The organism is uncultured Draconibacterium sp., from assembly GCF_913063105.1.
Lineage (GTDB): Bacteria > Bacteroidota > Bacteroidia > Bacteroidales > Prolixibacteraceae > Draconibacterium.
The window spans coordinates 162,497-185,094 of the sequence record NZ_CAJXYQ010000003.1; the positions used below are offsets into that span (position 1 = coordinate 162,497).

At 39.1% G+C, this 22,598-nt stretch carries 19 protein-coding genes; 6 read left to right on the forward strand and 13 right to left on the reverse strand.

The features are described 5' to 3' along the window. The first annotated feature begins 75 nt into the window (after positions 1 to 75). Entirely contained in the window at positions 76 to 2,859 is a 2,784-nt protein-coding gene (locus QZ574_RS03970) for a hypothetical protein (protein WP_297087009.1), read from the forward strand. Positions 2,860 to 2,992: 133 nt separating this feature from the next. On the opposite strand, the gene queA is transcribed toward QZ574_RS03970, so the two are convergent. The 5 genes from queA to QZ574_RS03995 all read right to left on the reverse strand — a co-directional run bounded on the left by queA (position 2,993) and on the right by QZ574_RS03995 (position 6,844). Further along, positions 2,993 to 4,042: a tRNA preQ1(34) S-adenosylmethionine ribosyltransferase-isomerase QueA gene (queA, locus tag QZ574_RS03975; protein ID WP_297087011.1), complete on the reverse strand. Its 1,050-nt coding sequence runs from the start codon at positions 4,040 to 4,042 to the stop codon at positions 2,993 to 2,995. Positions 4,043 to 4,142: 100 nt separating this feature from the next. Beyond that, complete coding sequence (gene truB / locus QZ574_RS03980) at positions 4,143 to 4,856, reverse strand: tRNA pseudouridine(55) synthase TruB (RefSeq protein ID WP_297087013.1); 714 nt, start codon at positions 4,854 to 4,856, stop codon at positions 4,143 to 4,145. A gap of 42 nt (positions 4,857 to 4,898) precedes the next feature. After that, positions 4,899 to 5,678: an undecaprenyl-diphosphate phosphatase gene (locus QZ574_RS03985; protein WP_297087015.1), complete on the reverse strand. Its 780-nt coding sequence runs from the start codon at positions 5,676 to 5,678 to the stop codon at positions 4,899 to 4,901. Between the two features lie 5 nt (positions 5,679 to 5,683). Beyond that, on the reverse strand, positions 5,684 to 5,938 hold the full coding sequence (locus tag QZ574_RS03990) for a DUF3098 domain-containing protein (RefSeq protein WP_297087017.1): 255 nt from the start codon (positions 5,936 to 5,938) through the stop codon (positions 5,684 to 5,686). Positions 5,939 to 5,968: 30 nt separating this feature from the next. Continuing rightward, a complete protein-coding gene (locus QZ574_RS03995) occupies positions 5,969 to 6,844 on the reverse strand; it encodes a permease-like cell division protein FtsX (RefSeq protein WP_297087019.1) in 876 nt (291 codons plus the stop codon). A 404-nt stretch (positions 6,845 to 7,248) separates the two neighbouring features. Here QZ574_RS03995 and rplM point away from each other — a divergent pair, with 404 nt between their 5' ends. The 4 genes from rplM to tsf all read left to right on the forward strand — a co-directional run bounded on the left by rplM (position 7,249) and on the right by tsf (position 9,825). Then, the gene (rplM, locus tag QZ574_RS04000) at positions 7,249 to 7,704 is read left to right on the forward strand and encodes a 50S ribosomal protein L13 (RefSeq protein ID WP_297087021.1); all 456 of its coding nucleotides are present in this window, start codon (positions 7,249 to 7,251) and stop codon (positions 7,702 to 7,704) included. Then, positions 7,704 to 8,090 carry a 30S ribosomal protein S9 gene (gene rpsI / locus QZ574_RS04005; RefSeq protein WP_297087023.1) on the forward strand — a complete coding sequence of 129 codons (387 nt, stop codon included), beginning with the start codon at positions 7,704 to 7,706 and terminating at the stop codon, positions 8,088 to 8,090. The genes rplM and rpsI overlap by 1 nt, the downstream gene beginning before the upstream one ends. Before the next feature lie 100 nt (positions 8,091 to 8,190). Then, positions 8,191 to 8,955 carry a 30S ribosomal protein S2 gene (gene rpsB / locus QZ574_RS04010; protein ID WP_297087025.1) on the forward strand — a complete coding sequence of 255 codons (765 nt, stop codon included), beginning with the start codon at positions 8,191 to 8,193 and terminating at the stop codon, positions 8,953 to 8,955. A 45-nt stretch (positions 8,956 to 9,000) separates the two neighbouring features. Beyond that, positions 9,001 to 9,825, forward strand: a complete 825-nt coding sequence (gene tsf / locus QZ574_RS04015) for a translation elongation factor Ts (RefSeq protein ID WP_297087027.1) — start codon at positions 9,001 to 9,003, stop codon at positions 9,823 to 9,825. 140 nt (positions 9,826 to 9,965) lie between these two features. Here the strand turns inward: tsf and QZ574_RS04020 are convergent, their stop codons facing one another. The 3 genes from QZ574_RS04020 to lysS form a co-directional block, all read right to left on the reverse strand. Then, positions 9,966 to 11,744 (reverse strand): FlgD immunoglobulin-like domain containing protein, encoded by a 1,779-nt coding sequence (locus QZ574_RS04020; protein ID WP_297087029.1) that lies wholly within the window; start codon positions 11,742 to 11,744, stop codon positions 9,966 to 9,968. Between the two features lie 983 nt (positions 11,745 to 12,727). Beyond that, positions 12,728 to 13,201, reverse strand: coding sequence for a hypothetical protein (locus QZ574_RS04025; protein WP_297087031.1), 474 nt, complete (start codon positions 13,199 to 13,201; stop codon positions 12,728 to 12,730). A gap of 399 nt (positions 13,202 to 13,600) precedes the next feature. Beyond that, positions 13,601 to 15,307 (reverse strand): lysine--tRNA ligase, encoded by a 1,707-nt coding sequence (gene lysS, locus QZ574_RS04030; RefSeq protein ID WP_297087033.1) that lies wholly within the window; start codon positions 15,305 to 15,307, stop codon positions 13,601 to 13,603. A gap of 248 nt (positions 15,308 to 15,555) precedes the next feature. Between lysS and recJ the strand changes: the two genes are divergently transcribed. Then, positions 15,556 to 17,283, forward strand: a complete 1,728-nt coding sequence (recJ, locus tag QZ574_RS04035) for a single-stranded-DNA-specific exonuclease RecJ (protein ID WP_297087036.1) — start codon at positions 15,556 to 15,558, stop codon at positions 17,281 to 17,283. Here recJ and QZ574_RS04040 read toward each other — a convergent pair. The 5 genes from QZ574_RS04040 to purE are packed head-to-tail and all read right to left on the reverse strand — an operon-like array spanning position 17,280 to position 22,518. After that, the gene (locus tag QZ574_RS04040; protein ID WP_297087038.1) at positions 17,280 to 17,912 is read right to left on the reverse strand and encodes an HAD hydrolase-like protein; all 633 of its coding nucleotides are present in this window, start codon (positions 17,910 to 17,912) and stop codon (positions 17,280 to 17,282) included. The genes recJ and QZ574_RS04040 overlap by 4 nt on opposite strands. Position 17,913: 1 nt before the next feature. After that, positions 17,914 to 19,056 (reverse strand): 1-acyl-sn-glycerol-3-phosphate acyltransferase, encoded by a 1,143-nt coding sequence (locus QZ574_RS04045; RefSeq protein WP_297087040.1) that lies wholly within the window; start codon positions 19,054 to 19,056, stop codon positions 17,914 to 17,916. A gap of 38 nt (positions 19,057 to 19,094) precedes the next feature. Further along, the gene (locus QZ574_RS04050; RefSeq protein WP_297087041.1) at positions 19,095 to 21,137 is read right to left on the reverse strand and encodes a helix-hairpin-helix domain-containing protein; all 2,043 of its coding nucleotides are present in this window, start codon (positions 21,135 to 21,137) and stop codon (positions 19,095 to 19,097) included. Continuing rightward, positions 21,134 to 21,952 (reverse strand): hypothetical protein, encoded by an 819-nt coding sequence (locus tag QZ574_RS04055; RefSeq protein WP_297087044.1) that lies wholly within the window; start codon positions 21,950 to 21,952, stop codon positions 21,134 to 21,136. The genes QZ574_RS04050 and QZ574_RS04055 overlap by 4 nt, the downstream gene beginning before the upstream one ends. Before the next feature lie 59 nt (positions 21,953 to 22,011). Next, positions 22,012 to 22,518, reverse strand: coding sequence for a 5-(carboxyamino)imidazole ribonucleotide mutase (gene purE, locus QZ574_RS04060; RefSeq protein ID WP_297087046.1), 507 nt, complete (start codon positions 22,516 to 22,518; stop codon positions 22,012 to 22,014). Between the last annotated feature and the right edge of the window lie 80 nt (positions 22,519 to 22,598).

Below are 22,598 nucleotides of genomic sequence, written 5' to 3' on the forward strand. Positions count from 1 at the left end.
AATATTTAATTTCATAAACGAAAAAGAAGGTTTGAAGCGTTAGCTTATTATTACTTTTGACAAAAAGAATAAAAAATGAAGCGGAACCTCGTAATCATACTTCTTGTTTTGGCGGCAGCAGTGGCTGGCTTTCTGTATTTTACAAAAAACGATCAGGTTTTTACAAAAGAGTCGTCGCTCTATAAAGCGGTACCTCTAACCTCCCCCGTTTTTTTAGAAGCGAATGCTTTAAAAGCTTTACCAGCCGAAAATCCTGTTATTCAGGAATTGGCAGGAGTTGGCGAATTTAATCGCTTACTAAATAAAATCCAGTTTATACAAAATGTAATAAAGAACGAGGCCGAAATTCAAAACAATTTCAGTAACCGGCCATTCGTGCTGGCGCTCGATTTTGTTGGAAAAAATGTATTGTACCCTGTCGTTATTAGTACGCTCAAAAATGCAAAAGAACGTCAGGGGCTTGAACTTCTTATTGAAAAGCTTACCGGAATTCCGCAAACTACTTTTCAGAAAAGAAATTACAACGGATACACAATAGTTGATGTGCCCAATGCAACCGGTACAAATGTGCTGAGTTATAGTGTTGCCGGAAACCTTGTAATTATTAGCCCCGAAGTTATACTGGTAGAAAAATGTATACGGCAATTAAACGTGCCGGGAATTAGCGAGAATAAGTATTTTAAACTGGTAAATAAAACGGTGGCCAGCCAATCAGATGTGTCGTGGTATATTAATCATAGGCGTTTCCCTGAACTGTGGGCAAATTTTCTTAATGCAAAAACCAAAAAAGTAGTTAACGAGTTTGGCGAAACCGAAAGGATAAATTACAAGCGCGATGTACTGGACATAAAAAACTATGCCAGTTGGAGTGAGCTGGATCTTAGCTTTTACAATGAGCGATTAACCCTAAGTGGTATTACTGCAGCCGATGATTCTTTAAATCATTTCTTGTCGGTGTTAGAAGGGCAAGAGGCTGTAAGTTGTAATTCTGATCGCGTTTTGCCTAAAAATACGTCTTTTTATTTAGCGTTCTCATTTTCCGATCGCGATTTGTTTTTTCAAAACCTTGAGGAGTATTTTGTACACGCTGAAGCCTACTATGTGCGCGAAGAGCAACTAAAAATGATGGAAAGGAATTTCCGCACAGATAGTCGCGAAAGCTTACGTAATCTGGTAAAAGATCGGGTTATTGCAGCAGTAACCACTGTGCCGGCCCAAAACGAAAAGACAACCTTGTTTCTTGTAAATAATCCATCGCGCAACGACAACCGTGAGCAGTTTGAAAACTTGCTAAAGAACTATGCAAAACGCAAAGCCATTGAATTTAGTAGCTTAACAAGCACTTGTGCTACCGGCGAGGGACAAACTTACCGCATTTATACTTTTCCGTATCCTTCGTTGCCCGGTATTTGGCTGGGTGGGGCTTTTGAGTTTACACAGGCCCGGTTTGCTGCTTTCCGCGACGACTGGCTGGTATTTGCCAGCTCGAAAAATGGGCTTGAAAGGTACCTCAACGATTTGGACTCCGGAATGAATCTAAAGGCAGATGCAGATTACGGTATAATAAACAAGTCGGCAGAAAATAAAGCCAACCTGACTGCTTATGCAAATGTAAATAACATTTACCCAATACGTCATGAATTGTTTTCATCTGAATTAAATAAAGGATTGGAAAAGAATGAGGAGGTGTTCAGAAAATTTAATGCAATAAGTTGGCAGGTTGTATGCGAGAATAATGTTTATTTTAATTCAGTACAATTGGCCTATCAGTTAAAACCTAAAAAAGATGTGCGTGCACGTTGGCAATGTAATCTTGGAGCGCAAGTAACAGGTAAGCCACAAATTGTGGTTAACCATAGAAATAAGGCTGAGAAGGAAATTATTGTACAGGATGAGAATAACCGGCTACATTTAATAACCGCCGATGGGAAAATAGTTTGGAGTATACCAATATCCGGTAAAATTATTGGCGAAATTCAGCAGGTTGATTATTACAATAATGGCCGTTTGCAATACTTGTTTAATACGAACGAAAAAATTTACCTGCTTGATCGTACGGGTAGTAAAGTAGCAAATTTTCCTATCGTTTTAAAAGCAAATGCAAGCAATAGAGTTAGTGTTTTTGATTACGATAACAATAATCGTTATCGCTATTTTATAGCCTGCAACGACAAGAAAGTGTATGCCTATAATCACGAAGGAAATATTATTTCAGGATGGAAGTTTGGTAAAACCTCAGGATTGATTACTAATCCGGTTCACCATTTTAGGGTAAATAATAAAGATTATATTGTTTTTAAAGATAACGCCAAAGTTTATATTCAGAACCGGAGGGGAGAGACGCGGGTAAACGCCCCGGCAAACTATACGCCGTCGGCAAATGACGTGACTTTAAATACTGATGGTATTGCGAAAATTGTTGATTCAAGTAAAGACGGCGATGTGTATTACTTGTTTTTTGATGGGAAATACGCTAAAAAGGAAACTTCCAAATTGTCTTCGGAACACGAATTTAAAGTGGCCGATATTAATGGTAATGGAAAACCGGAGTTTGTATTTGCCGATAAAAACAGGTTGTATGTTTATACGGAGTCAGGAGAAAAGCTGGTTGAGGAAAAATATGATAATGATATACACGGGATTAATACCTATGCCAATTCTGCAACAAAAAAACTGATAGGCTTCTGCGATGCAGATGCTAATGAGCTTTTCTTGCTTGAATCATCAGGGAAAGTATACCCCGGTTTCCCATTAACCGGCAACACTGAGTTGTCGATTGGAAAAATAAGGAATGGAGGCCCGCTAAGTTTGGTGGCTGGAAATGAAGATGGCGATTTGGTGTGTTACGATTTGGAATAATTCAGCTTGTAACAGCGAGCTAAAAACCGTCGCGTTTTTCGTTCGTTTATTTAAAAAATAGCTAATCAGGCAGATAGGCATAAAAAAACCACGGAATTATTTCCATGGTTTTTTTATAGTGTTATAATTTTTATCAGATAATAAGCATGGCGTCGCCGTAGGTTCCAAAACGGTAGTCTTCTTTAATAGCCGTTTCGTAGGCTTCCATTACAAAATCGTAACCACCAAAAGCTGCAACCATCATTAATAGTGTGGAGTAGGGTAAATGCAGGTTGGTAATCATGCTGTTGGCAACACTAAATTCGTACGGTGGGAAAATGAATTTATTGGTCCATCCTTCAAACGGTTTTAAAAAGCCCTGAGTAGAAACTGAACTTTCAAGTGTACGCATAACGGTGGTTCCAACTGCACAAACATTGCGTTTGTTTTGTTTTGCGGTATTCACCATTTCGCAGGCTTCGTCTTTTATCCAAATCTGCTCCGAGTCCATTTTGTGCTTGGTAAGGTCTTCTACATCAACGCTTCGGAAATTGCCTAACCCAACGTGCAGGGTAATGTATGAAAAATCAACACCTCTGATTTCTAAACGTTTTAACAATTCGCGACTAAAGTGTAATCCCGCTGTTGGAGCGGCAACTGCTCCTTCATTTTTTGCAAAAATAGTTTGGTAGCGGTCTTTGTCTTCGGGTTGAACAGGGCGGTTTATAAATTTTGGCAGCGGAGTTTCTCCAAGGCCGTAAAGCGTTTGTTTAAATTCGTCGTAAGGCCCGTCGTAAAGAAAACGCAATGTGCGTCCGCGCGATGTGGTATTATCAATTACCTCGGCTACCAAAAGGTCATCGTCTCCAAAATAAAGTTTGTTTCCAATCCTGATTTTACGGGCCGGGTCAACCAGTACGTCCCATAAACGCTGTTCACGGTTTAATTCGCGCAAAAGAAATACTTCAATCTCCGCACCGGTTTTTTCTTTATTGCCATAAAGGCGGGCAGGAAATACTTTTGTATCGTTAAAAACCATTACGTCTTTATCATCAAAATAATCAAGCAGGTCTTTAAACAATTTGTGTTCAATTGTTCGTGTTGCTCTGTTTAAAACCATAAGTTTCGATTCGTCGCGATTATCTGCAGGGTGCAAGGCAATCTTCTCCGGATCTAAATTGTACTTGAATTTTGATAACTTCATATTGTAATTAATTTATTAATGACTTCTTTTTTATGTACTTGACAAAAGTAATACAGTCAGTTGATTTTTTTATTCAGAACCCCGTTTTACGCAGAAATATTCAATTGGTTTCATCTAAAATTAAATTTTCTAAAAAAAAGTTCACGTTAAAAGCGTCTTCCAACTTGTAATTGCCAATTCTTGTTCGTTTTAATCCCGTTAAGTAAGCGCCACATTGTAATGCTTCTCCAATATCGCGGGCTAACGAGCGTATGTAAGTTCCTTTACCACAAACAATACGTAATTTTACCTCGGGCAGGTTAAACGATTCAATTTCAATGCTTTTTATAACAATACTTTTTGCTTTTAGTTTTACCTCTTCGCCATTTCGTGCATAGTTGAAAGCGCGTTTGCCTCTCACCTTTACCGCTGAAAATACCGGAGGTACCTGTTTTATTTCTCCAATAAATTGTGGAAGAATTTTTTCAAAGTCTTCACGGCTGATATGATTATAATCGTATTGCTTGTCTTCTTCTGTTTCCAGATCAAACGATGGTGTGGTAGCACCAAGTTTTAAGGTTGCGAGGTATTCTTTTTCTCCCAGTTGCAGTTCTTCGATTTTTTTTGTTGCCTTTCCGGTACATAAAATAACCAGCCCGCTTGCCAAGGGGTCGAGGGTACCCGCATGTCCTACTTTCATTTTTTTAATACCCAATTTCTGGCACAAAATATAACGAACCTTATTCACCACATCAAACGATGTCCATTCCAATTCTTTATCGAAAAGTAAAATTTCCCCACCAGAGAAATTGTATGTTTTTTTGAAATCGGGCATTTAAGAATCTATCTTTCAGTATTTTAAGCCTGTTTTGAAAAATCAGGCTGCAAAGATAGCAATTAGGCCAATAAGAGCGCAATAAATTGCAAAATAAATTAACTTACCTTGTTTTACGATTTTAATCATCCACGAGCAAGCCAGTAGCCCGGAAATAAAAGCGCTAATAAAGCCAATGAGCAAGGGTAAAAGTTCAACCTCGGCCGAATTAAGTTCTCCTGACATGATATCAACAACTGCTGCTCCGAGAATTGGTATTAAAACCATTAAAAAAGAAAAGCGTGCAACATCTTCTTTTTTTGCTTTTAATAATAAGCCTGTGGCTATGGTGGCTCCACTTCGGGAAATGCCGGGCATGGTTGCCATTGTTTGTGCAATACCAATAATAAGGGCCTTGAAAAATGTTATTTTACCATCGCTCTTTTTTACAAATTGTGTAAGAGCCAGTAGACATGCTGTAAATATTAACATGCAGCCTACAAAAAAGAGGTTTCCGGTAAAAAACGATTCAATTTTTTCGCGAAATAACAGTCCAACAATTATAATGGGTACCGATGAAAACAAGAGTTTCGCAATATATTTTGTCGATTCATTCCATTCAAATGCCATTAAATCTTTTAGCAACACCATAATGTCTTTTCTAAAAACAACAAGTGTGCTTAACACGGTGGCTACATGCACGGTAAGTACAAAAAGCAAATTGTTTTTATCCTGAATGTTTAAAAGCGTATGGCCAATCTCGAGATGTCCGCTGGAGCTAACTGGAAGGAACTCAGTGAGTCCCTGAATGAGGCCAAGAAGAAATGCCTGGATTTCTGTCATTTAAATTAATCCTCTTTGGGTTTTTTCATAATGGCATAAATCTCAAAAGCAAAACCAATTAGTAGTAAAATTGGAGCGAGTGTTATTCTGCGAAAACTAAAAATATCTTCGCTAAAAACGTTCGGGTCGTCGCTGCCGCCTCCTGCCATTAGTATAAAGCCAAGAACAATCACGGCAAAACCTATTGCCATTAGTTTATAGTTTTCCTTGCCCAATGCAAAGCCTCCGGTCTCTTTGAGCTCTTTATTCTTTTTTGCCATTGTTTTGTGAAATTGGTGGTGTAAATATAGTTAATAAAATAACTCGTCAAATTTCATACGCAGGAATTTGTTTAATGCAAACCACGTTGATAAAAATGAGATAATAAAGCCGAGTGTAAAAACAAGGCCGGTTATCATCAGCAAGGTTTTTGCATCGGCAAAATTTATTAAGCCATAAAGTTCGTTCTTATAAAGGTAAATGCCACCAATAAGAACAATGTTGGCAAGAATTCCCCCGTTGACACCAAGGAGCACGCTTTTAAGGAGAAAGGGTTTGCGAATAAAGTTTTTACTGGCTCCAACCATTTGCATGGTATTAATAGTAAAACGTTGCGAATAGATTAATAGTCTGATGGTATTATTAATTAGTCCAAAAAAAACAAATGTAAGCAGCGCACTTAAGGTGAACAATGCCAGACTGATTTTTTTTACATTCTCGTTAATCAGCGTAACCAAATTTTTTTGATAGTACACTTCGGTAACCTGAGGGAAAGATAAAAGCTTTTGCTCGAGTAGCTGCAAACTGTCGGGGTGGGTGTATGCAGCCTGTAGTTTAATGTCGAGCGATGCAAACAATGGATTGTACCCCAAAAAACCTTCAAAATCTTCGCCAAGTTCTTTTGCAAGCTTGCTGGCAGCCATTTCTTTGTTGGTATAGTTAACCGATTTAACAAAGTCGCCTGCACTTAATACCTTCTGCAACCTTATAATTTCAGTTTCTTTTAAATTGTCTTGTAAAACAAGTGTGAAACCAATTTTTTCACGTACATAATCAGATAGTTTTTTGCTGTTAATTAAAATAAAGCTCAACATCCCCAATAAAACGAGTACAAGGCTTATGCTAACAAGCGAAGTAATCCACGAAGTAAAAAAACGGTTTTTTAACCTTTTGGGCTTTTTGCTCATGTTTTATTTATTTCAACGCTATGCAAATGTAACTAAATTTGTGCCCTCCAATATTCCTGGGGTATCCTCTTTTTTACACAGTGCTGTTAACATTAAATTGATTTCGACCGTTTTTTCGTGCTGTGTTTTTAAGTAGCAGATAATGAGCCTGTTGTTGCCTGCTGCTTGAGTAAGCATAAAATTGCTGAAAAAATGATTTAACTTATTGAATTTTTGATGGTTATTTCTTTGGAATTCCGAAAAAAGAGAATACTTTTGCAGTCCCGATTATTATCCTTAGAAATAAGGAGTGTAAATAGTTGATTTTCTTTTAGTAAAGCAGTTTGTCGAAAAAATTCCGTTGAGACAAAAAATGCGACAAAAAGTAAAATCAGAAGTGTTTTAAACAATAAAAAATTAGAAAAGTGGACACACTTAGTTATAAAACTGTTTCGGCTAACAAAGCTACCGTTAATAAAGAATGGGTAGTTGTTGATGCTGAAAATATGGTATTGGGACGTTTGGCAAGTGTAGTGGCCAAAATGTTAAGAGGTAAATACAAGCCAAATTTCACACCTCATGTAGATTGTGGCGATAACGTAATTGTTATCAACGCTGAAAAAGTTGTTTTAACCGGTAAAAAAATGTCGGACAAAGTTTATGTTCGTCACAGTGGTTACCCAGGTGGACAACGTACTCAGACTCCACAGGATATTTTAGCAAAATATCCTGAACGTTTGGTAGAGAAAGCTGTAAAAGGTATGCTTCCTAAAAATAAATTAGGTAGCGACTTATTCAGAAATTTGCATGTAGTAATTGGTGCCGAGCACAAATATGAAGCTCAAAAACCAAAAGTTGTTGATTTAAATACGATTAAATAATGGAAGTAGTAAACACAATCGGACGTAGAAAATCAGCTGTTGCTCGTATTTACGTAAGCGAAGGAAAAGGGAACGTAATCATCAATAAAAGGGATTTAAAAGAATATTTTCCTGCAGAAACATTACAGTACATTGTTATGCAGCCGCTAAACCTGTTGGAGGTGGCAGAAAAATACGATGTGAAGGTAAATCTTGATGGTGGAGGTCCAAAAGGTCAGGCAGAAGCATTGCGTTTGGCTATCTCTCGTGCCTTAATTGAAATCGACGCAGAGTCGAGACCACAACTTAAAGCAGCAGGCTTTCTTACCAGAGACCCTCGCGAAGTGGAACGGAAAAAACCAGGGCAACCAAAAGCAAGGAAACGTTTCCAGTTCTCAAAACGTTAAGATTATTTATTTATCAATTATATGGATCTAAAACGGCTGAGATTCACCGTAAACCGGGACTACTCAGCGGTTGCTTTTAGAGCATAGAAAAAGTAAACAGATGCCAAGAACAAATTTTCAAGAATTATTGGATGCAGGTGCACATTTCGGACACCTGAAAAGAAAGTGGAACCCAAACATGGAGCCTTATATCTTCATGGAGAAAAACGGTATCCACATTATCGATCTGCAAAAAACTGTAGTTAAAATTGATGAAGCAGCAGCTGCTATCAAACAAATTGCAAAATCAGGTCGTAAAGTGCTATTTGTAGCCACTAAAAAGCAAGCCAAAGAATTGGTAGCTGATTTGGTTAAAGGTGTAGGTATGCCTTACGTAACTGAACGCTGGCCAGGTGGTATGCTCACCAACTTCCCAACAATCCGCAAAGCGGTTAAAAAAATGATCTCCATCGATAAAATGATGAAAGATACAAGTTGGGACAACCTTTCAAAACGCGAGAAACTTCAAATTACTCGTCAGCGTGCGAAATTGGAGAAAGTTTTGGGTTCAATCTCAGACCTTACCCGTTTGCCAGCTGCATTGTTTGTAGTTGATGTATTGAAAGAAAAAATTGCAGTTCGCGAAGCTCAGAAATTAGGAATTCCTGTATTTGCAATAGTCGACACCAACTCTAACCCGGAAGATGTTGATTTTGTAATTCCTGCTAATGACGATGCTTCTCAATCAATTCGTTTAATTGTTGGCGCCATGTGCGACGCAGTAAAAGAAGGTTTGAACGAGCGCAAAATTGAGAAAGAAAAAGAAGATACTACTGAAGAAACTTCAAAAAAAGAAGTGAATGCAGAAGAAACTTCTGAAGAGTAAGTAAAGGTTAAGAAAAATATAAACCATTTTAAAGAGATTTTAATTATGTCTTTTACAACCGCAGACGTAGTAAAATTGCGTAAAGTATCAGGCGCAGGGATGATGGATTGCAAAAATGCCCTGAAAGACGCCGAAGGTGACTTTGACAAGGCACTGGAAATCATCCGCGAAAAAGGTAAACTAATTGCAAATAAACGTGCTGACAGAGATGCAGCTGAAGGTGTAGCTATCTCAAAAGCAACAGAAGACGGTAAATTCGGTGCAATTGTTGTATTGAATTGCGAAACTGACTTTGTTGCTAAAAACGAAAGCTATGTTGCATTTGCCGAGAAAATTCTTGCAAAAGCACTTGAAACTAAAGTTGAAACCTTAGAGGCGCTAAAAGCAGTTGAAATTGATGGAAAAACCATCGATGCATTAGTAACTGAACAAACAGGTGTAACTGGTGAAAAACTTGACCTTTCATACTACAAATGTTTAGCTGACGAGGCTGTAGTTCCTTATATTCACCCAGGAAATAAATTGTCGACTCTTGTTGCTTTTAACAAAAGTGTTGATGTACAGGTAGGAAAAGATATTGCAATGCAAGTTGCTGCTATGGCTCCTGTTGCTATCGACGAGGCTTCAATTCCACAAGCTGAAATTGACAAGGAATTAGAGTTTGCTAAAGAGAAATACCGCAAAGAAGGTAAACCCGAAGCAATGCTTGAGAAAATTGCAATGGGTTCTTTAAATAAATGGTACAAAGATGTAACACTTATTAACCAGGCTTTTGTTAAAGACGGAAAAATGCCTGTAAAAGATTACCTTAAGCAAGCTGACGCAGAATTAAAAGTTACTGCGTTTGATCGCTATACTTTGAATGCTTAATACTGGCAAGAGAATATACAAAAGGCCATCCGAAAAAGGATGGCCTTTTTTGTGGCCCAAATATTAGATGCGAACTATAAAAAAGAGCCTTTTCGGTATAAATACTGTAAAAGGCTCAATTTTTTATATCTGAGGAAAGCTTATCTGTTCAAAACAATTTTGTTCACGTGTTCAACTTGTCCGTTTTTACTAAAGCGGCAAAGATAAACTCCGGAGGTCGCCGTTGCTCCGTTATTGTCATTTCCGTTCCATTTTATACGATGAATGCCTTCTTCGTAAGCGCGATTGGTAAGCATTTGTACTTCTTGCCCGAAAAGATTATAGATAACAATTTGTATGTCTGCCGATTTGTCAATCATAAACTCTACAGTAGCTGAAGAAGTAAACGGATTTGGGTAAATTTTAAGTGCGTTTTCCGGCAGTGGCTGTATACTTTCAGCTGATGTTTTTGCATCGCCTTGTTTAACCACAATTGTACTGAAATGGATGATGTTGGCATAAATTTTATTCCGAACCGTATCAACGGCAACGTGCCCGTCAACCTCCTCGAAACCGGTATTGTCGGCAAAAAATACATCCAGATCTTCAGGACTTACGCCCAACGAATCCAACAATTCATGTTTAAATACCATACTTAAGTTTACAGGGATATTAAAATAGTACGGCTCAACAATTGTGTCCGAACCAAGCGGTTTTACGCTAAATTTTACTCCGGTAATTACATCGTCGGTAAAAGTTACTTCGGTGCTGCTGTCGTTATGCTCTGCGTATTCTTCCGGTATAAACATAAATATTTCAACATCTTCATCGATGCATCCGAAAGGGAAATGAAGCATACCTGCATTCAGAATATTTAGCGGATAGGGCAGCCCTCCAATTTTATAACTCTCACCCTCTTTAATTGTTTTTGCTTTCAGCTCTTGCCCATCAGGCAGTACTCTTCGTATTGAAATGGTGTTTACATTCATATCAACCATCGAATCAACTACGAGAAGTTCAACAGAGGCTTTAAAGTTGCTGTATTCGGCATGTATCAGAGTCAATCCTGTTGTGCCTGTTAGTGTCAATAGTCCTGCATCGTTTATGGAGGCAACGCTGGTGTCAGAAACACTCCATAAGAATTCGGCATCCTGGTGTTTTTGCCCGTTTGTTTTGTAAACGGCACTGTATTGAATGGGATCGTGGCCGGTATAAACCATCTGGTCTCCCGGGTTAATAGAGAGCTGTTTGCCCCGGTTATTTTCAATCTGCTCCTGTTTTTCTTTTTTCTCTTTTTTGGCTTTGCTCTCATAAACCGTGATTTTGGCCGTGTCGGAAAGCTCGCCCAGAGTAGCAATAATTAACCCTTTCCCCGTGGTGTCGGCAGAATAGAATATGCCGGTTTCCGGATTTATAGACGCGCCCAAATTGCCTGGTTTAACCATCCAGGCAAATGTGGTGTCAATTTTTGTTTCGCTTGAGTCGATATAAAAAGCACGAAGCTCAACTGAATCGTTAAGTTCCACTTTAATGTGATCCGGGACAATCTTTATTTTCGGATATTCGTCGTCCATATCCTCGTCTTCATCATCCTCGTTGTCGTCGTTTTTTACCACACCATTAACCTTAAGCATAACTGAATCGCGCAGTTCCTTGTATTTGGCAATAAGGTAACCTTCGCCCGGATGGTTGGTGATTAAAAAACCGTCTTTATCAACTTTTCCAAGATAGCCAGGTTCGGTATTCCATTTTATTTTTGCATTGTCAACAGCATTGCCGGTGCTGTCGGTGTAAACAGCACTAACTTCATACACAGTGTCAGGGTTTAAGGTGAGGTCATCTCCGACTATGGTAAGCGATTCCTGACCAGTGGCCACTATTGCTGCAAAACAGAAAGGCAGTAGTAGTGCTAATTTTGTAATGGTGTAAAATTTTTTCATAAGCAGAATTTTAAATGTTCTGTCAATTGAATTACCTCATATTGCCCGATTGGGAAAAGCATGATAAGTTACGGAATACATCAATAAAATCAAAGCGTACTGAAGTGCCGTACATTTGAAATTGCCAAATTGACTATAAAATATTTGTTTGCGTCCTATAGTAATATTCCGAAAAAGGCAAAAAGGTAATCTTTTTTGAGCGTTAATACGTATAAAAAATTGTCTGACATGAACTAAATTTTATGAGTGAAATAAGGAGAAATAGAAAGATTGCAGCAAAGCAAATACTTATGTTTGCAAGCGCTGCTGATTATATAAAAATCTTAAATTGCTGTTGTTATGGTGGTGTTTTTATATGCAATCGTAATGATAGCCATAATTGTTGCAGAACTGATTTTGTGCTATCGCGATTTAAAACATAGTTAAGCTATTTTTGGTAGGGGCTGCACCCGTGAAGTACCAAAATTGAATGGTTAGTTGGCCATTAGTGGGAAAATATGTGTTTGTTTGGGATAGGCTAAATCGTTATCATTAATTTTTCAGAAAAACCATATCTGTTTCGTTTAGCTGCATAAAATGTTCATTATTAGTATAAAGAGACAACACATATCAACACCTTATATTTGATAAGTACTTACTCTATAAATAGCGATCGGTCTATTTTACTTGTAACTTCAGGCGTACTTAAAAAAACAAGTTATGGCAGTAATTATTTATGGTGTCTTGTTTATGATGGCGATTTCGGTGATTGCATATCGTAGTTACCAGGATGCTAAGCAAGATCATTAGACAAGTTTTAGCAGTTGATGCTCCAAATTCATTGTTTAGTGCCTGAGGTTCTTGGCCTCTTGAAAGGGAATTGCTGCCCCCAGTCATTTTGTATATTCTTGAGTGTTAATTAAAATTTAGGTAATATGTTAGCTTAGGATTCAATTCAAAGTTGAGTATTGCCAATTGTTTTTATTGAATAGTTGTGGTGTTTGCTATGGCATTTCTGTTGTGAAATCAATGGATACAAACTCATAGTTGTACAGCAAACAATACTTTTCCAATAAGCGAAAACCATTGGCCGAGAGTTTTATCAGTTCGGGGAAAAATTGTATTAAAAGCTCTTTTGCTTGCATGTGGGTTTGCTTACCCAGTTCGGAATGTTTTAAGTGTTTTGGATACCTGTCAATTGCCTGAGTCATGGCCTCCAGTTCAAGTGCTAAGCGGGCATCGCTGTAATTTTCATCTTTATCGGCTATCGAATCAGCACAACTAAACATCCGGCTGGCATATTCCTGTAATTGTTCAGCAAGTGTATCGTTAGGCAGGTGTACTATTTCTTGCTGCGATATAACAAGCAACTGCCTGCGTACAAATTCTTGTTGAAATTTTTCCAGAAATTTATCAATCCGCTCGAATTCGGCACTGAGTTTCAGGTGAAAATCTTTATCGAAATCCTGCTGTTCCATATTCACATAACACTAAAGTGGATAAAAAGATTTTATTTCAATTAAAAATAAGCGAAAACAACCTTGCGTCAAAAAAATTAAATATGGTGTAAAGCATGTTGCGGCATTTGTTGGGTGCAACTTACATCATCGATTTTTATTACGGTATTTGTTGATGCATTCTAAATGCTACTCGAAAGAAAAGTGTGGTAGCTTAAGGTTATGAAAACTTGGTTATTGTTGCTTCATATTTAAATATGGGGAATGTCAAATTATATTTTTGTGCTTCAGCAAATGTTTAAGGGAAGATAAATACACGTAATTTAAATTGCTTGGGCATCGGGCATTCAACAACAAAAAAGCCCCTCCGAAAAACGAAGAGGCTCCAATATCTCATTACTCACTACTTTGTTCTATGTACTATAAAAGTGTTACCAACAAACCGGCATCAGTATTCTCAACTTTAGCCACATTCTTTTTGGTGAGGCCTTTTATGGCTTTATCCCATTTTTTATTGCTCAGTCCGGCTTTTTCTTTTAGTGCTGGTAATTCAACCGGCGATTCAGCTTTCAATAATTCAAAAACTGCTTTTTCATCGTCGGTTAGTTCAACCGCTTTTTTCTCCGGTTTCATTTGCGGGAAAAACAGTACATCCTGAATCGATGGACTGTTGGTCATAAACATCGTCAATCGGTCCATTCCAATTCCCATTCCTGATGTAGGCGGCATCCCATATTCCAGGGCACGCAGAAAATCCTGATCGATAAACATTGCTTCGTCGTCACCCTTTTCCGAAAGTTTTAGCTGATCCTCAAAACGTTCGCGCTGATCGATTGGGTCATTCAGTTCGGAGTAGGCATTTGCCAGCTCTTTACCGTTAACCATTAACTCGAAACGTTCGGTTAGCTCGGGGTTGTCGCGGTGCATTTTGGTTAGCGGCGACATTTCTTTCGGGTAATCGGTAATAAAAGTTGGTTGAATGTAGTTGCCTTCGCATTTCTCGCCAAATATTTCATCAATCAGCTTGCCTTTACCCATGGTTTCATCGATTTCAATATCGAGCTTTTTGCAAATCTCGCGCAGTTCGTCTTCCGACTTGCCACTAATATCGTAACCGGTATGTTCTATAATTGCTTCGGCCATTGTTACGCGCGGGTAAGGTGCTTTGTAATCGATAATATTATCGCCTAACTGAACTTTGGTTGTGCCGTGTAAGGCCATTGCCACGCGTTCGCAAATTTCTTCAGTAAAACTCATCATCCACTTGTAGTCTTTGTACGCTACGTAGATTTCCATTACCGTAAATTCGGGATTGTGGGTTCTGTCCATGCCTTCGTTACGGAAATCTTTTGCAAACTCGTAAACGCCTTCAAAACCACCAACAATTAATCGCTTTAGGTAGAGTTCGTTGGCAATACGCATATACAAAGGCATGTTTAATGCGTTGTGGTGCGTAATAAACGGACGCGCAGCAGCTCCTCCCGGAATCGGCTGCAGAATTGGCGTTTCCACCTCGTGGTAACCATACTCGTTAAACATTTGGCGCATGGTATTGTATATAATTGTCCGTTTTTTAAACGTTTCTTTTACCTCAGGATTAACAATCAAATCAATGTAACGCTGGCGGTACCGTTGTTCCGGATCGGTAAAGGCATCAAAAGTTTTACCATCTTTTTCTTTTACAATTGGCAACGGTCGTAACGATTTATTCAGCACTGTAAATTCGGTAGCATGAATGGTTAATTCGCCCATTTGAGTGATAAAGGCATGACCTTTAACACCAATAATATCCCCAATGTCGAGGAGTTTTTTAAATACCTCGTTGTACATGGTTTTATCCTCGCCGGTACAAATTTCGTCGCGGTTAACGTAAATCTGAATGCGTCCTTCGTGGTCCTGAATTTCAGCAAACGCCGCTTTCCCCATAATTCTGCGGCTCATCAAACGGCCCGCGATAACTACGTCCTGAAAATTCTTTTCCTCTTCCTTGAAATTTTCTTTTATTTCTTTGGAGTTGGTATTCACATGATATTGTGCTGCAGGGTAAGGGTCAATCCCCAGTTCGCGCATTTTTTGCAACGAATTTCGTCTGATAATTTCTTGTTCGCTTAATTCCTGATGACTCATTTTGTCTACTAATTAATTTGTCATTTCTAACGAAGGAATAAATCCCCGGCAAAGAGTTTTCTCGTTGCGGCTTTTCTGAAACGACAGGTAAAAAATTTGCGCAAAGATAATAAAACTGATTAGTTGTAATTGTTGTTATAACATGGAAACAAACAAAAAATAATGTTGAGTGTGAATGTTTTATTTCCATATGCAATTGCATTTTGTATCTTTGCGCATTCACGGCTTGAGAAACACAAAAACGCAGCATGGATAGAATTTGGAACTTAAAAAAACAAGGCGACCAAAACGAGGTAAAGCACCTCTCGGCGGCGTTAAATGTGAACATGGTAATTGCTCGTTTGCTGGTGCAACGAGGTATTAAAACCTTTAGCGAAGCAAAAGCATTTTTTCGCCCGCGCCTGAGTGATTTGCACGATCCTTTCCTGATGAAAGACATGGGTAAAGCCGTTGAACGTCTTGATAAGGCTATTGAAAACCAGGAGAAAGTTATTGTTTATGGTGATTATGATGTGGATGGTACCACATCGGTAGCTTTAATGTATCAGTTCTTAAAACAAAGGATAAAAGATATTGAATATTATATTCCGGATAGGTACAGCGAAGGGTATGGGATTTCGCCGGTGAGCATTGATTATGCTGTAAATAAGGGGGTTACATTGGTTGTTGCGTTGGATTGCGGTATAAAGGCGGTAGAAAAAATTGGCAAAGCCAAAGAGCGTGGCCTCGATTTTATTATTTGCGACCATCATAATCCGGGCGACGAGGTGCCGCCGGCAGTTGCCGTTTTAGACCCAAAACAAACCGATTGCAGTTACCCATACAAAGAACTATCAGGTTGCGGAGTGGGCTTTAAATTACTTCAAGCCTATTGCAAAAAGCACGAAATTGATTACGAGGAAATATACGATTTGCTTGATTTGGTGGCAGTAAGCATTGCTGCCGACATTGTTCCTATAACCGGAGAAAACAGGGTTCTTGCTTATTATGGCTTGAAAAAGTTAAACTCGAACCCGGGAATTGGGCTGCAAACTATTATTAATTTTGCAGGTATTAACGGCACCGAGATAACAATCAGCGATATTGTATTTAAAATCGGGCCTCGTTTAAATGCTTCGGGAAGAATTGAGCATGGTAAAAAATCGGTGCAAATTCTGGTTTCTAACGACGAAGATAAGTCGGATCTTTTGGGAGAAGAAATCGACTCATTTAATGAAATCAGAAAAACACTCGACCGTGATATTACCCAGGAAGCACTCGATACCATTGAAAACAGTGCGGAGTTAAAGGCTATGAACAGCACGGTGCTATATAACCGCGACTGGCATAAAGGGGTTGTTGGAATTGTTGCATCAAGAGTTACCGAACAATATTATCGGCCAACAATAATATTAACCGAATCAAACGGTTTGGCAACAGGCTCGGCACGTTCGGTGCGCGATTTTGATCTTTACGAAGCAATTGGTCAGTGCAGCGATTTGCTGGAATCGTACGGTGGACACATGTATGCTGCAGGCTTAACTATGAAAATTGAATATATCCCCGAGTTTAAGCGCCGTTTTGAAGAGATTGTAACCAACCAGATTACCGACAAACAACAAATACAAACTATTGAGGTAGATGCTAAAATTGCCTTGAGCGAAATTACCCCGCGTTTTTATCGTATTCTGAAACAATTTGCACCATTTGGGCCGCATAATATGACTCCTGTTTTTGTAACGGAAGATGTTTTTGACGCCGGAACAAGTCGGTTGGTTGGGAAAAACCAGGAGCACCTGAAACTTGACCTGGTTGAGCCGGACGTTAATTCGGGCATCTTTCCGGGCATTGCCTTTAACCAATCCGAGGCATACGACGTTATTACTTCCGGTTCGCCATTTGATGTTTGTTATTCGATTAACGAAAATGAATACCGCGGAAAAACCAACCTGCAGCTATTTGTGCGAGACATAAAAAAACGCGAATTTCTTGATTAGTATTTTAACGATTTTAATTGTTGTAATCCGTCAATAACTGTTGCTCCCGTTTGTAGCAAGCGGTCTTTCGACTGATGTCCATCAGCCACTAAAATGCAATCGATTTCTAGTTGACTGGCTACCTCAAAATCGTGGTCGGTGTCGCCAATTATAGTGGCGTATTCTTTCTTTATTCCATATTTTTCAATTAGCTGCTCACCGCGCTCAATCTTCGAAACTGCATAGTGGTCGTTTAGTCCGGCAACTCCCTCAAAATAATCAAAGATGTTTTGCTGCATTAAGGTTTGTTCCAGCATATTTTGTTTCATTGCCGATAATACAAACTGTTTTATTCCTTTGTGTTTAAAGTGGTTTAAGACATCGATGGCGGCAGTATGCAAGCTACATTTATCCACGCCGCTATTGTATAATTCAATAAATTCACGGGCAGGGATTGAGAAATCTTCTTTTGAAAAATCGAAGCCAATGGCCGCGTAGTAATCTTTAACCGGAAAAGAAAAAATCTCCTTGTAAGAATAGTGGTCGAGCAGGTTGAGTTGTCGTTTTTTTAGAAGTACATTGATGGTTGCGATGCAAAAGTCGAGATCGTTAAGCAGGGTCCCGTTCCAGTCCCAGATAATTGATGGCATATTATGATTTAGGTCTGTCGAATTTATTAATTACCGGGTAGGCATACAGTTTCAGAAAGCGCTCCTGGATATCGGTTATCGGAAAATCGATATGAACCATCGCCTGTTCCACCATAATTTCAAATTTCTTTTGTTCGTCTGCAGTGTAACGGTCTTTAAACCGGTGTTCCTGCATAAGCATATCGTAGGCTACAAAGTTGCTGGGCCACAATTTAAAGTTTTTATAAATCTGGTCGTCCACCAATTCAGCCAGTCGCCGAATATAGTTGTTTCGTTGTTCATTGTTTTTGGCCAGTTCAAAATGCGTTTCAATTGGGGTGCCAAAAGCAAAACGCATCCTCCCTTTTGGCGTAAACATTCCCATCGACATGGCTTTCAGGTCATCCTTGCTTTTTTTGGCTTTACCGTAATGCTCCTTTTTAATCAGCTCGCGAAGTTTGGCCAAACCACAGGGTTCAATTTCGTACGAAATGGAAACCGGAACGATATTTAATTCATTAAACCCATCAGAAATGCCACCGGAATTGCTCATGTTCAACATTTTCAGCACACTTTCTTGTGTTTTGTCGTTGCCATCTTTTGTCCGGCCTTCGCGTTGTGCAATCCATACCGACATCTTATCTTCGGTAATGGATTTACGAATAAAATGCGACACTTTATTTGATGCAACTATGAGCTCGCGTGGCGGCAAACTGCGTTTAATTACAAACGAACGGTTAAGTTTTACGGTATGCTTAATCCACTCATATTGCAGGAGGTTATCGCCAATGGCAATTTGGGTGGTATTCATCCCGTGTTCAAAAATCAGGAAATTCAATAACGCCGCATCCAAAATAATATCGCGGTGATTGGAAATGAATAGATAAGGTTTTGTTTTATCCAGTTTATCAATGCCGGTAACCTTTAACCCATCAGAGGTTTTATCAATTAACCAGTGTAAAAGGTCGTAAATAAACACGCCTTGCAATTGTTTAATGCTGCTTATTCGCCGTAGTTGAAATTTTACCATCTCTACCTTTGGACGGTATTTAAAAAGGTGCATCAGCACCGAGTCAAAGGTTTTGTCTTTTAGTAGTAAGCGAATTTTTTCTTTTACTTCTTTGTCGGTGTAAGGGCGAATATCATCGAAATTAAGGTCTTGCATGGTTTAAAATTTAACTCGGCAAAGTAAGGCATTCAAAATCAAAATTTCAACCTCAGCTGAATTTTTAACTCGGTTTTATGCTTTCCACTAATCTCGTTGTAGCCCGAACTTATTGTTTCGCGGTCGATCCAGAAGGTGTCGGCAAGTTTTAACCAGCATTCCATTTTTTTTGTAGCCTCAATTTTTAAATTCAAATATGTTCGAAAGCCCTCTCCGTAATATGCGGGTATGGAAAAGGCGTACAGCACATCGTTTTCGTAGGCATAAATCCGACTGTTGTACCCATCAGTATTAAACCAGGCAAGGCGTGCGGCCAGCTTAACTGGTAGTTGTTTTGGCGCAAACTGAATGTCTTGAAAAATAAGAAAACCGTTTTCGTTTACCTGGCCATTATAGCCCGCATGTTCAGCCCGGGTTTTTAGCAAAACTGTTTCGCTGGCCTGAAACTGCACGTGCAGACGTGTTTTTTGCACCCGTTCGGGTAGGTTAATGTATCGACTGTTGGCTTTAAATTTTTGCTCTTTTTCTTCGTTTTTAAACCTTAGGTAGACATTCAACTTCTGTGATAATTGAAATTCGGCCTGGGTGAAAATGTCCCATGAATGTGCCGGGCCTGCTGTAGAATAGTTAAACCACTGCGATTGGTAAATATCGGAATAAGCTGATAGTATAATACTTCTGGCCGGCAAAAAACGCATTCCAAAATAAAGGCCTGATTCGTTGCTGATCGTGCTGCCTTCGGCCATGGTATTGGCCCAAAAGGCATGATAGTCTTTATCGAAATGGCGAAAAAGCGTTGAAAAACCAAGTTGATCGTTTAAGTGCAAAATGAGGCCCTGGGTAATGGCTTTGCCTTTTGATTTGGAAAAAGCTGCCTCGCCAAAAAGAACAAATTTATTTCTGTTTAGCAGGTAGTCAACTCCGGCAGTATAGTTTTCCGTTCCCGTAAACCGGAACTGATTGTAAAGTTGTGTGCTTCTTATAAAAGGTTTGTTAAAATGCTGATAGACAAAAGTTGCCCCAATTTTTAAATGTTTAAAATGATGGGTAAAAAAGCCTCCTGCATTTGTGAAGTTAATGGTTTTTTCATCGGTTATTTCACTGCTGGTACGGTGATAACCAGATGTTTGTAAGCTGGAAAAATGTGTCGCAAGCGAATCGCTGAAAACCAGATTTCCATCGGCATTTTTTTTCGAATAAAAAAAGCTAACTGCCGATGCACCAAATTTTATACTTGTGGCAGCTCCCCGAAAATAGAAATTCTCGTCAACAGAAGTGTACCCACGCACGCCCTGGCCGGTTTTTAAAATACCAAGCACATTTTCCGATTTTCCGGTGGTGTAGCCCTGCCATAAAACCAGCCCTTGTCCGGCACGTACCAGGTAGTCGCCAAGCGAAATGTTCTCGAAGGTTTTATTTAGTTTAAAGCTCATGTGCCCCGAATAATAATCAAAGCCATTTTTGTTAGATCCGCTAAAGAAACTTTCGCCCGGATCTTTTTCGGCAGTAATTCCGAACGAAACTTTGTCGCTTAGTAAAAAATTATACCGCAAGTAATACCTGAAGCGGTTGCCTTCATAGGGTATTGTGCCATCATCTTTTGTTTGGTATCCGCGTGCTTTTTGCAGGTTGCCCACCGAGCGTAACAACAGTTGGTGGTCGGCTTGTTTAAATTGTTCTTTAAATGGCAAATGTTCGGCGTTGGCGGGGCCAATTTCAATAAAATGTTGCATTTTTTGCAATAATTCACTTGAGAATCCATCGATGCTTTTTAGTTCAAACAAGCTTAAAACCGGGCCGTATGCTGAAATGTAAGCCATTAGGAGCCTGATTTGAACTTCGTTTAAAAGATAGAGCCTGGCCAATTCGCCTGGGCTGGTTGAATTGATATTGATAGGATTGTCGAGAAAATACTCCAGGTCTTCGACGATCAGGGCTACATCCGTACCTGCTTCAATTTTGTCGAGATGAGATTCTAATATCGATTCGATTAATTTATCGGGATTGGCCTTTTGTCCGGATGCCGTAAAAACTGTTAGCAGGCAAAATACCAATAGGATATGTTTGATGTGGCAGTTCATTTAAAATGGTATTGCAGCGCAACCGAAGGTGTGAAGCCAAGATTGCCATGATAGCTAAAAGCAATATCGGTGCTTATGTTTTTTAATTGATAACCAAAGCCGGCAGTGTATTGTAAGGGCCTGCCCGAAATGCCAAAACGAATTGCCAGGTTAGAAAGTGGCATAAATTCCAAGCCACTTCTCACTGCAAAATCGTTATTTGTTTCTTTTTGAGTTTCGAGGCTAAGTAAAATGTGTTCCTCAAAAACATAGTGTGCTCCCAATCGGTACACCGATGGCAGGTTTTTCTTCCCTTCAGGGTAGCTAAACCCGTTTTTAACCGGATTAAAGCTGTGCACTCCAAGTGTTACCTGATGGTTTACTTTATAGATAGCGCCAAGTTCAAATGTAAAAAACGAAAATGCATCAGGATTTTCAGGTAGGCGTTCCAAAAAATAATCAAACTGTACAGCAGCACTTATGGTTTTCGACAATTGTTTGGCATAGGCAAGGCCAATTTTTTGATTTTTAAAACTTCCTTTGCCAAACTGGTAAAAACCAAGGCCAAAGTTTCCGGTTTTTGTTGGCAAAACAACTGATGTGGCAGCAAGGGCAAATTCGTTAATGCCGTATTTCGATTCGTAAAAAAGCCCGGTTGTAACACTTTTTTGCTGTGTTAAGGTGGCCTGGTTATGAAAGGTGCTCCAGGTATCACTTACCGAAACACAAGCATTCGACAGTGCAATAAAACGAGCCCCGGCCAAATAGTTTTGCGAGGAGGCAATGGCTGGTAATGTTAAGAAAAAGGCCAGCAGTATGTACAAGGGTTTATTCATAAAAAAAGAGGTATTGAATGAATACCTCTTTAAAATTAAGTAAAATATTTTAAATACGGTTAATTTGTTTTAAACCTGTATTTTACCTCTGAAAGATCTTGATTGGCCTTAACAATTTTTTGTTTCAGGTTTTCTTTGTAGGCAATCAGTTTGTTCATTAATGCTTCGTCACCTGTTGCCATCATTTGAGTAGCAAGAATGGCTGCATTCATTGCGCCATTAACAGCAACTGTGGCAACCGGAATCCCCGGAGGCATTTGAAGAATCGCCAGAATTGAATCGAAGCCTGATAAGCTTGCATTAATTGGTACGCCAATAACTGGAAGTGGTGTCATTGCCGCAATAACACCTGGCAAGTGAGCAGCCATTCCGGCGCCTGCAATAATCACTTTTATGCCCCGGTCTTTGGCCCCTTTGGCAAAAGTTTCCACTTCTTCCGGAGTACGATGCGCTGATAGAGCATTGATCTCGAACGGAATTTCAAACTCATCAAATAGTTTAGCAGCTTTTTCCATCACGCTTAAATCCGATGTGCTGCCCATAATAATACTAACTTTTGGAGTCATCTTTTATAATTTATTTGTTACTTTGTACTCTTTATTTTCAATACGAAAATACAGGAATTTAGCAATTAATAAAAATCAAA

What these genes read in the sequence shown, in the direction of transcription:
- rpsB (WP_297087025.1), top strand. Translation starts at nt 8,191, where the DNA reads ATGCCAAGAACAAATTTTCAAGAATTATTGGATGCAGGTGCACATTTC.
- QZ574_RS04055 (WP_297087044.1), bottom strand. Translation starts at nt 21,952, where the DNA reads ATGAATAAACCCTTGTACATACTGCTGGCCTTTTTCTTAACATTACCA.
- QZ574_RS04020 (WP_297087029.1), bottom strand. Translation starts at nt 11,744, where the DNA reads ATGAAAAAATTTTACACCATTACAAAATTAGCACTACTACTGCCTTTC.
- queA (WP_297087011.1), bottom strand. Translation starts at nt 4,042, where the DNA reads ATGAAGTTATCAAAATTCAAGTACAATTTAGATCCGGAGAAGATTGCC.
- lysS (WP_297087033.1), bottom strand. Translation starts at nt 15,307, where the DNA reads ATGAGTCATCAGGAATTAAGCGAACAAGAAATTATCAGACGAAATTCG.
- tsf (WP_297087027.1), top strand. Translation starts at nt 9,001, where the DNA reads ATGTCTTTTACAACCGCAGACGTAGTAAAATTGCGTAAAGTATCAGGC.
- rpsI (WP_297087023.1), top strand. Translation starts at nt 7,704, where the DNA reads ATGGAAGTAGTAAACACAATCGGACGTAGAAAATCAGCTGTTGCTCGT.
- QZ574_RS03970 (WP_297087009.1), top strand. Translation starts at nt 76, where the DNA reads ATGAAGCGGAACCTCGTAATCATACTTCTTGTTTTGGCGGCAGCAGTG.
- truB (WP_297087013.1), bottom strand. Translation starts at nt 4,856, where the DNA reads ATGCCCGATTTCAAAAAAACATACAATTTCTCTGGTGGGGAAATTTTA.
- purE (WP_297087046.1), bottom strand. Translation starts at nt 22,518, where the DNA reads ATGACTCCAAAAGTTAGTATTATTATGGGCAGCACATCGGATTTAAGC.
- QZ574_RS03995 (WP_297087019.1), bottom strand. Translation starts at nt 6,844, where the DNA reads ATGAGCAAAAAGCCCAAAAGGTTAAAAAACCGTTTTTTTACTTCGTGG.
- QZ574_RS04045 (WP_297087040.1), bottom strand. Translation starts at nt 19,056, where the DNA reads ATGCAAGACCTTAATTTCGATGATATTCGCCCTTACACCGACAAAGAA.
- QZ574_RS04040 (WP_297087038.1), bottom strand. Translation starts at nt 17,912, where the DNA reads ATGCCATCAATTATCTGGGACTGGAACGGGACCCTGCTTAACGATCTC.
- QZ574_RS03985 (WP_297087015.1), bottom strand. Translation starts at nt 5,678, where the DNA reads ATGACAGAAATCCAGGCATTTCTTCTTGGCCTCATTCAGGGACTCACT.
- QZ574_RS03990 (WP_297087017.1), bottom strand. Translation starts at nt 5,938, where the DNA reads ATGGCAAAAAAGAATAAAGAGCTCAAAGAGACCGGAGGCTTTGCATTG.
- QZ574_RS04050 (WP_297087041.1), bottom strand. Translation starts at nt 21,137, where the DNA reads ATGAACTGCCACATCAAACATATCCTATTGGTATTTTGCCTGCTAACA.
- recJ (WP_297087036.1), top strand. Translation starts at nt 15,556, where the DNA reads ATGGATAGAATTTGGAACTTAAAAAAACAAGGCGACCAAAACGAGGTA.
- QZ574_RS04025 (WP_297087031.1), bottom strand. Translation starts at nt 13,201, where the DNA reads ATGGAACAGCAGGATTTCGATAAAGATTTTCACCTGAAACTCAGTGCC.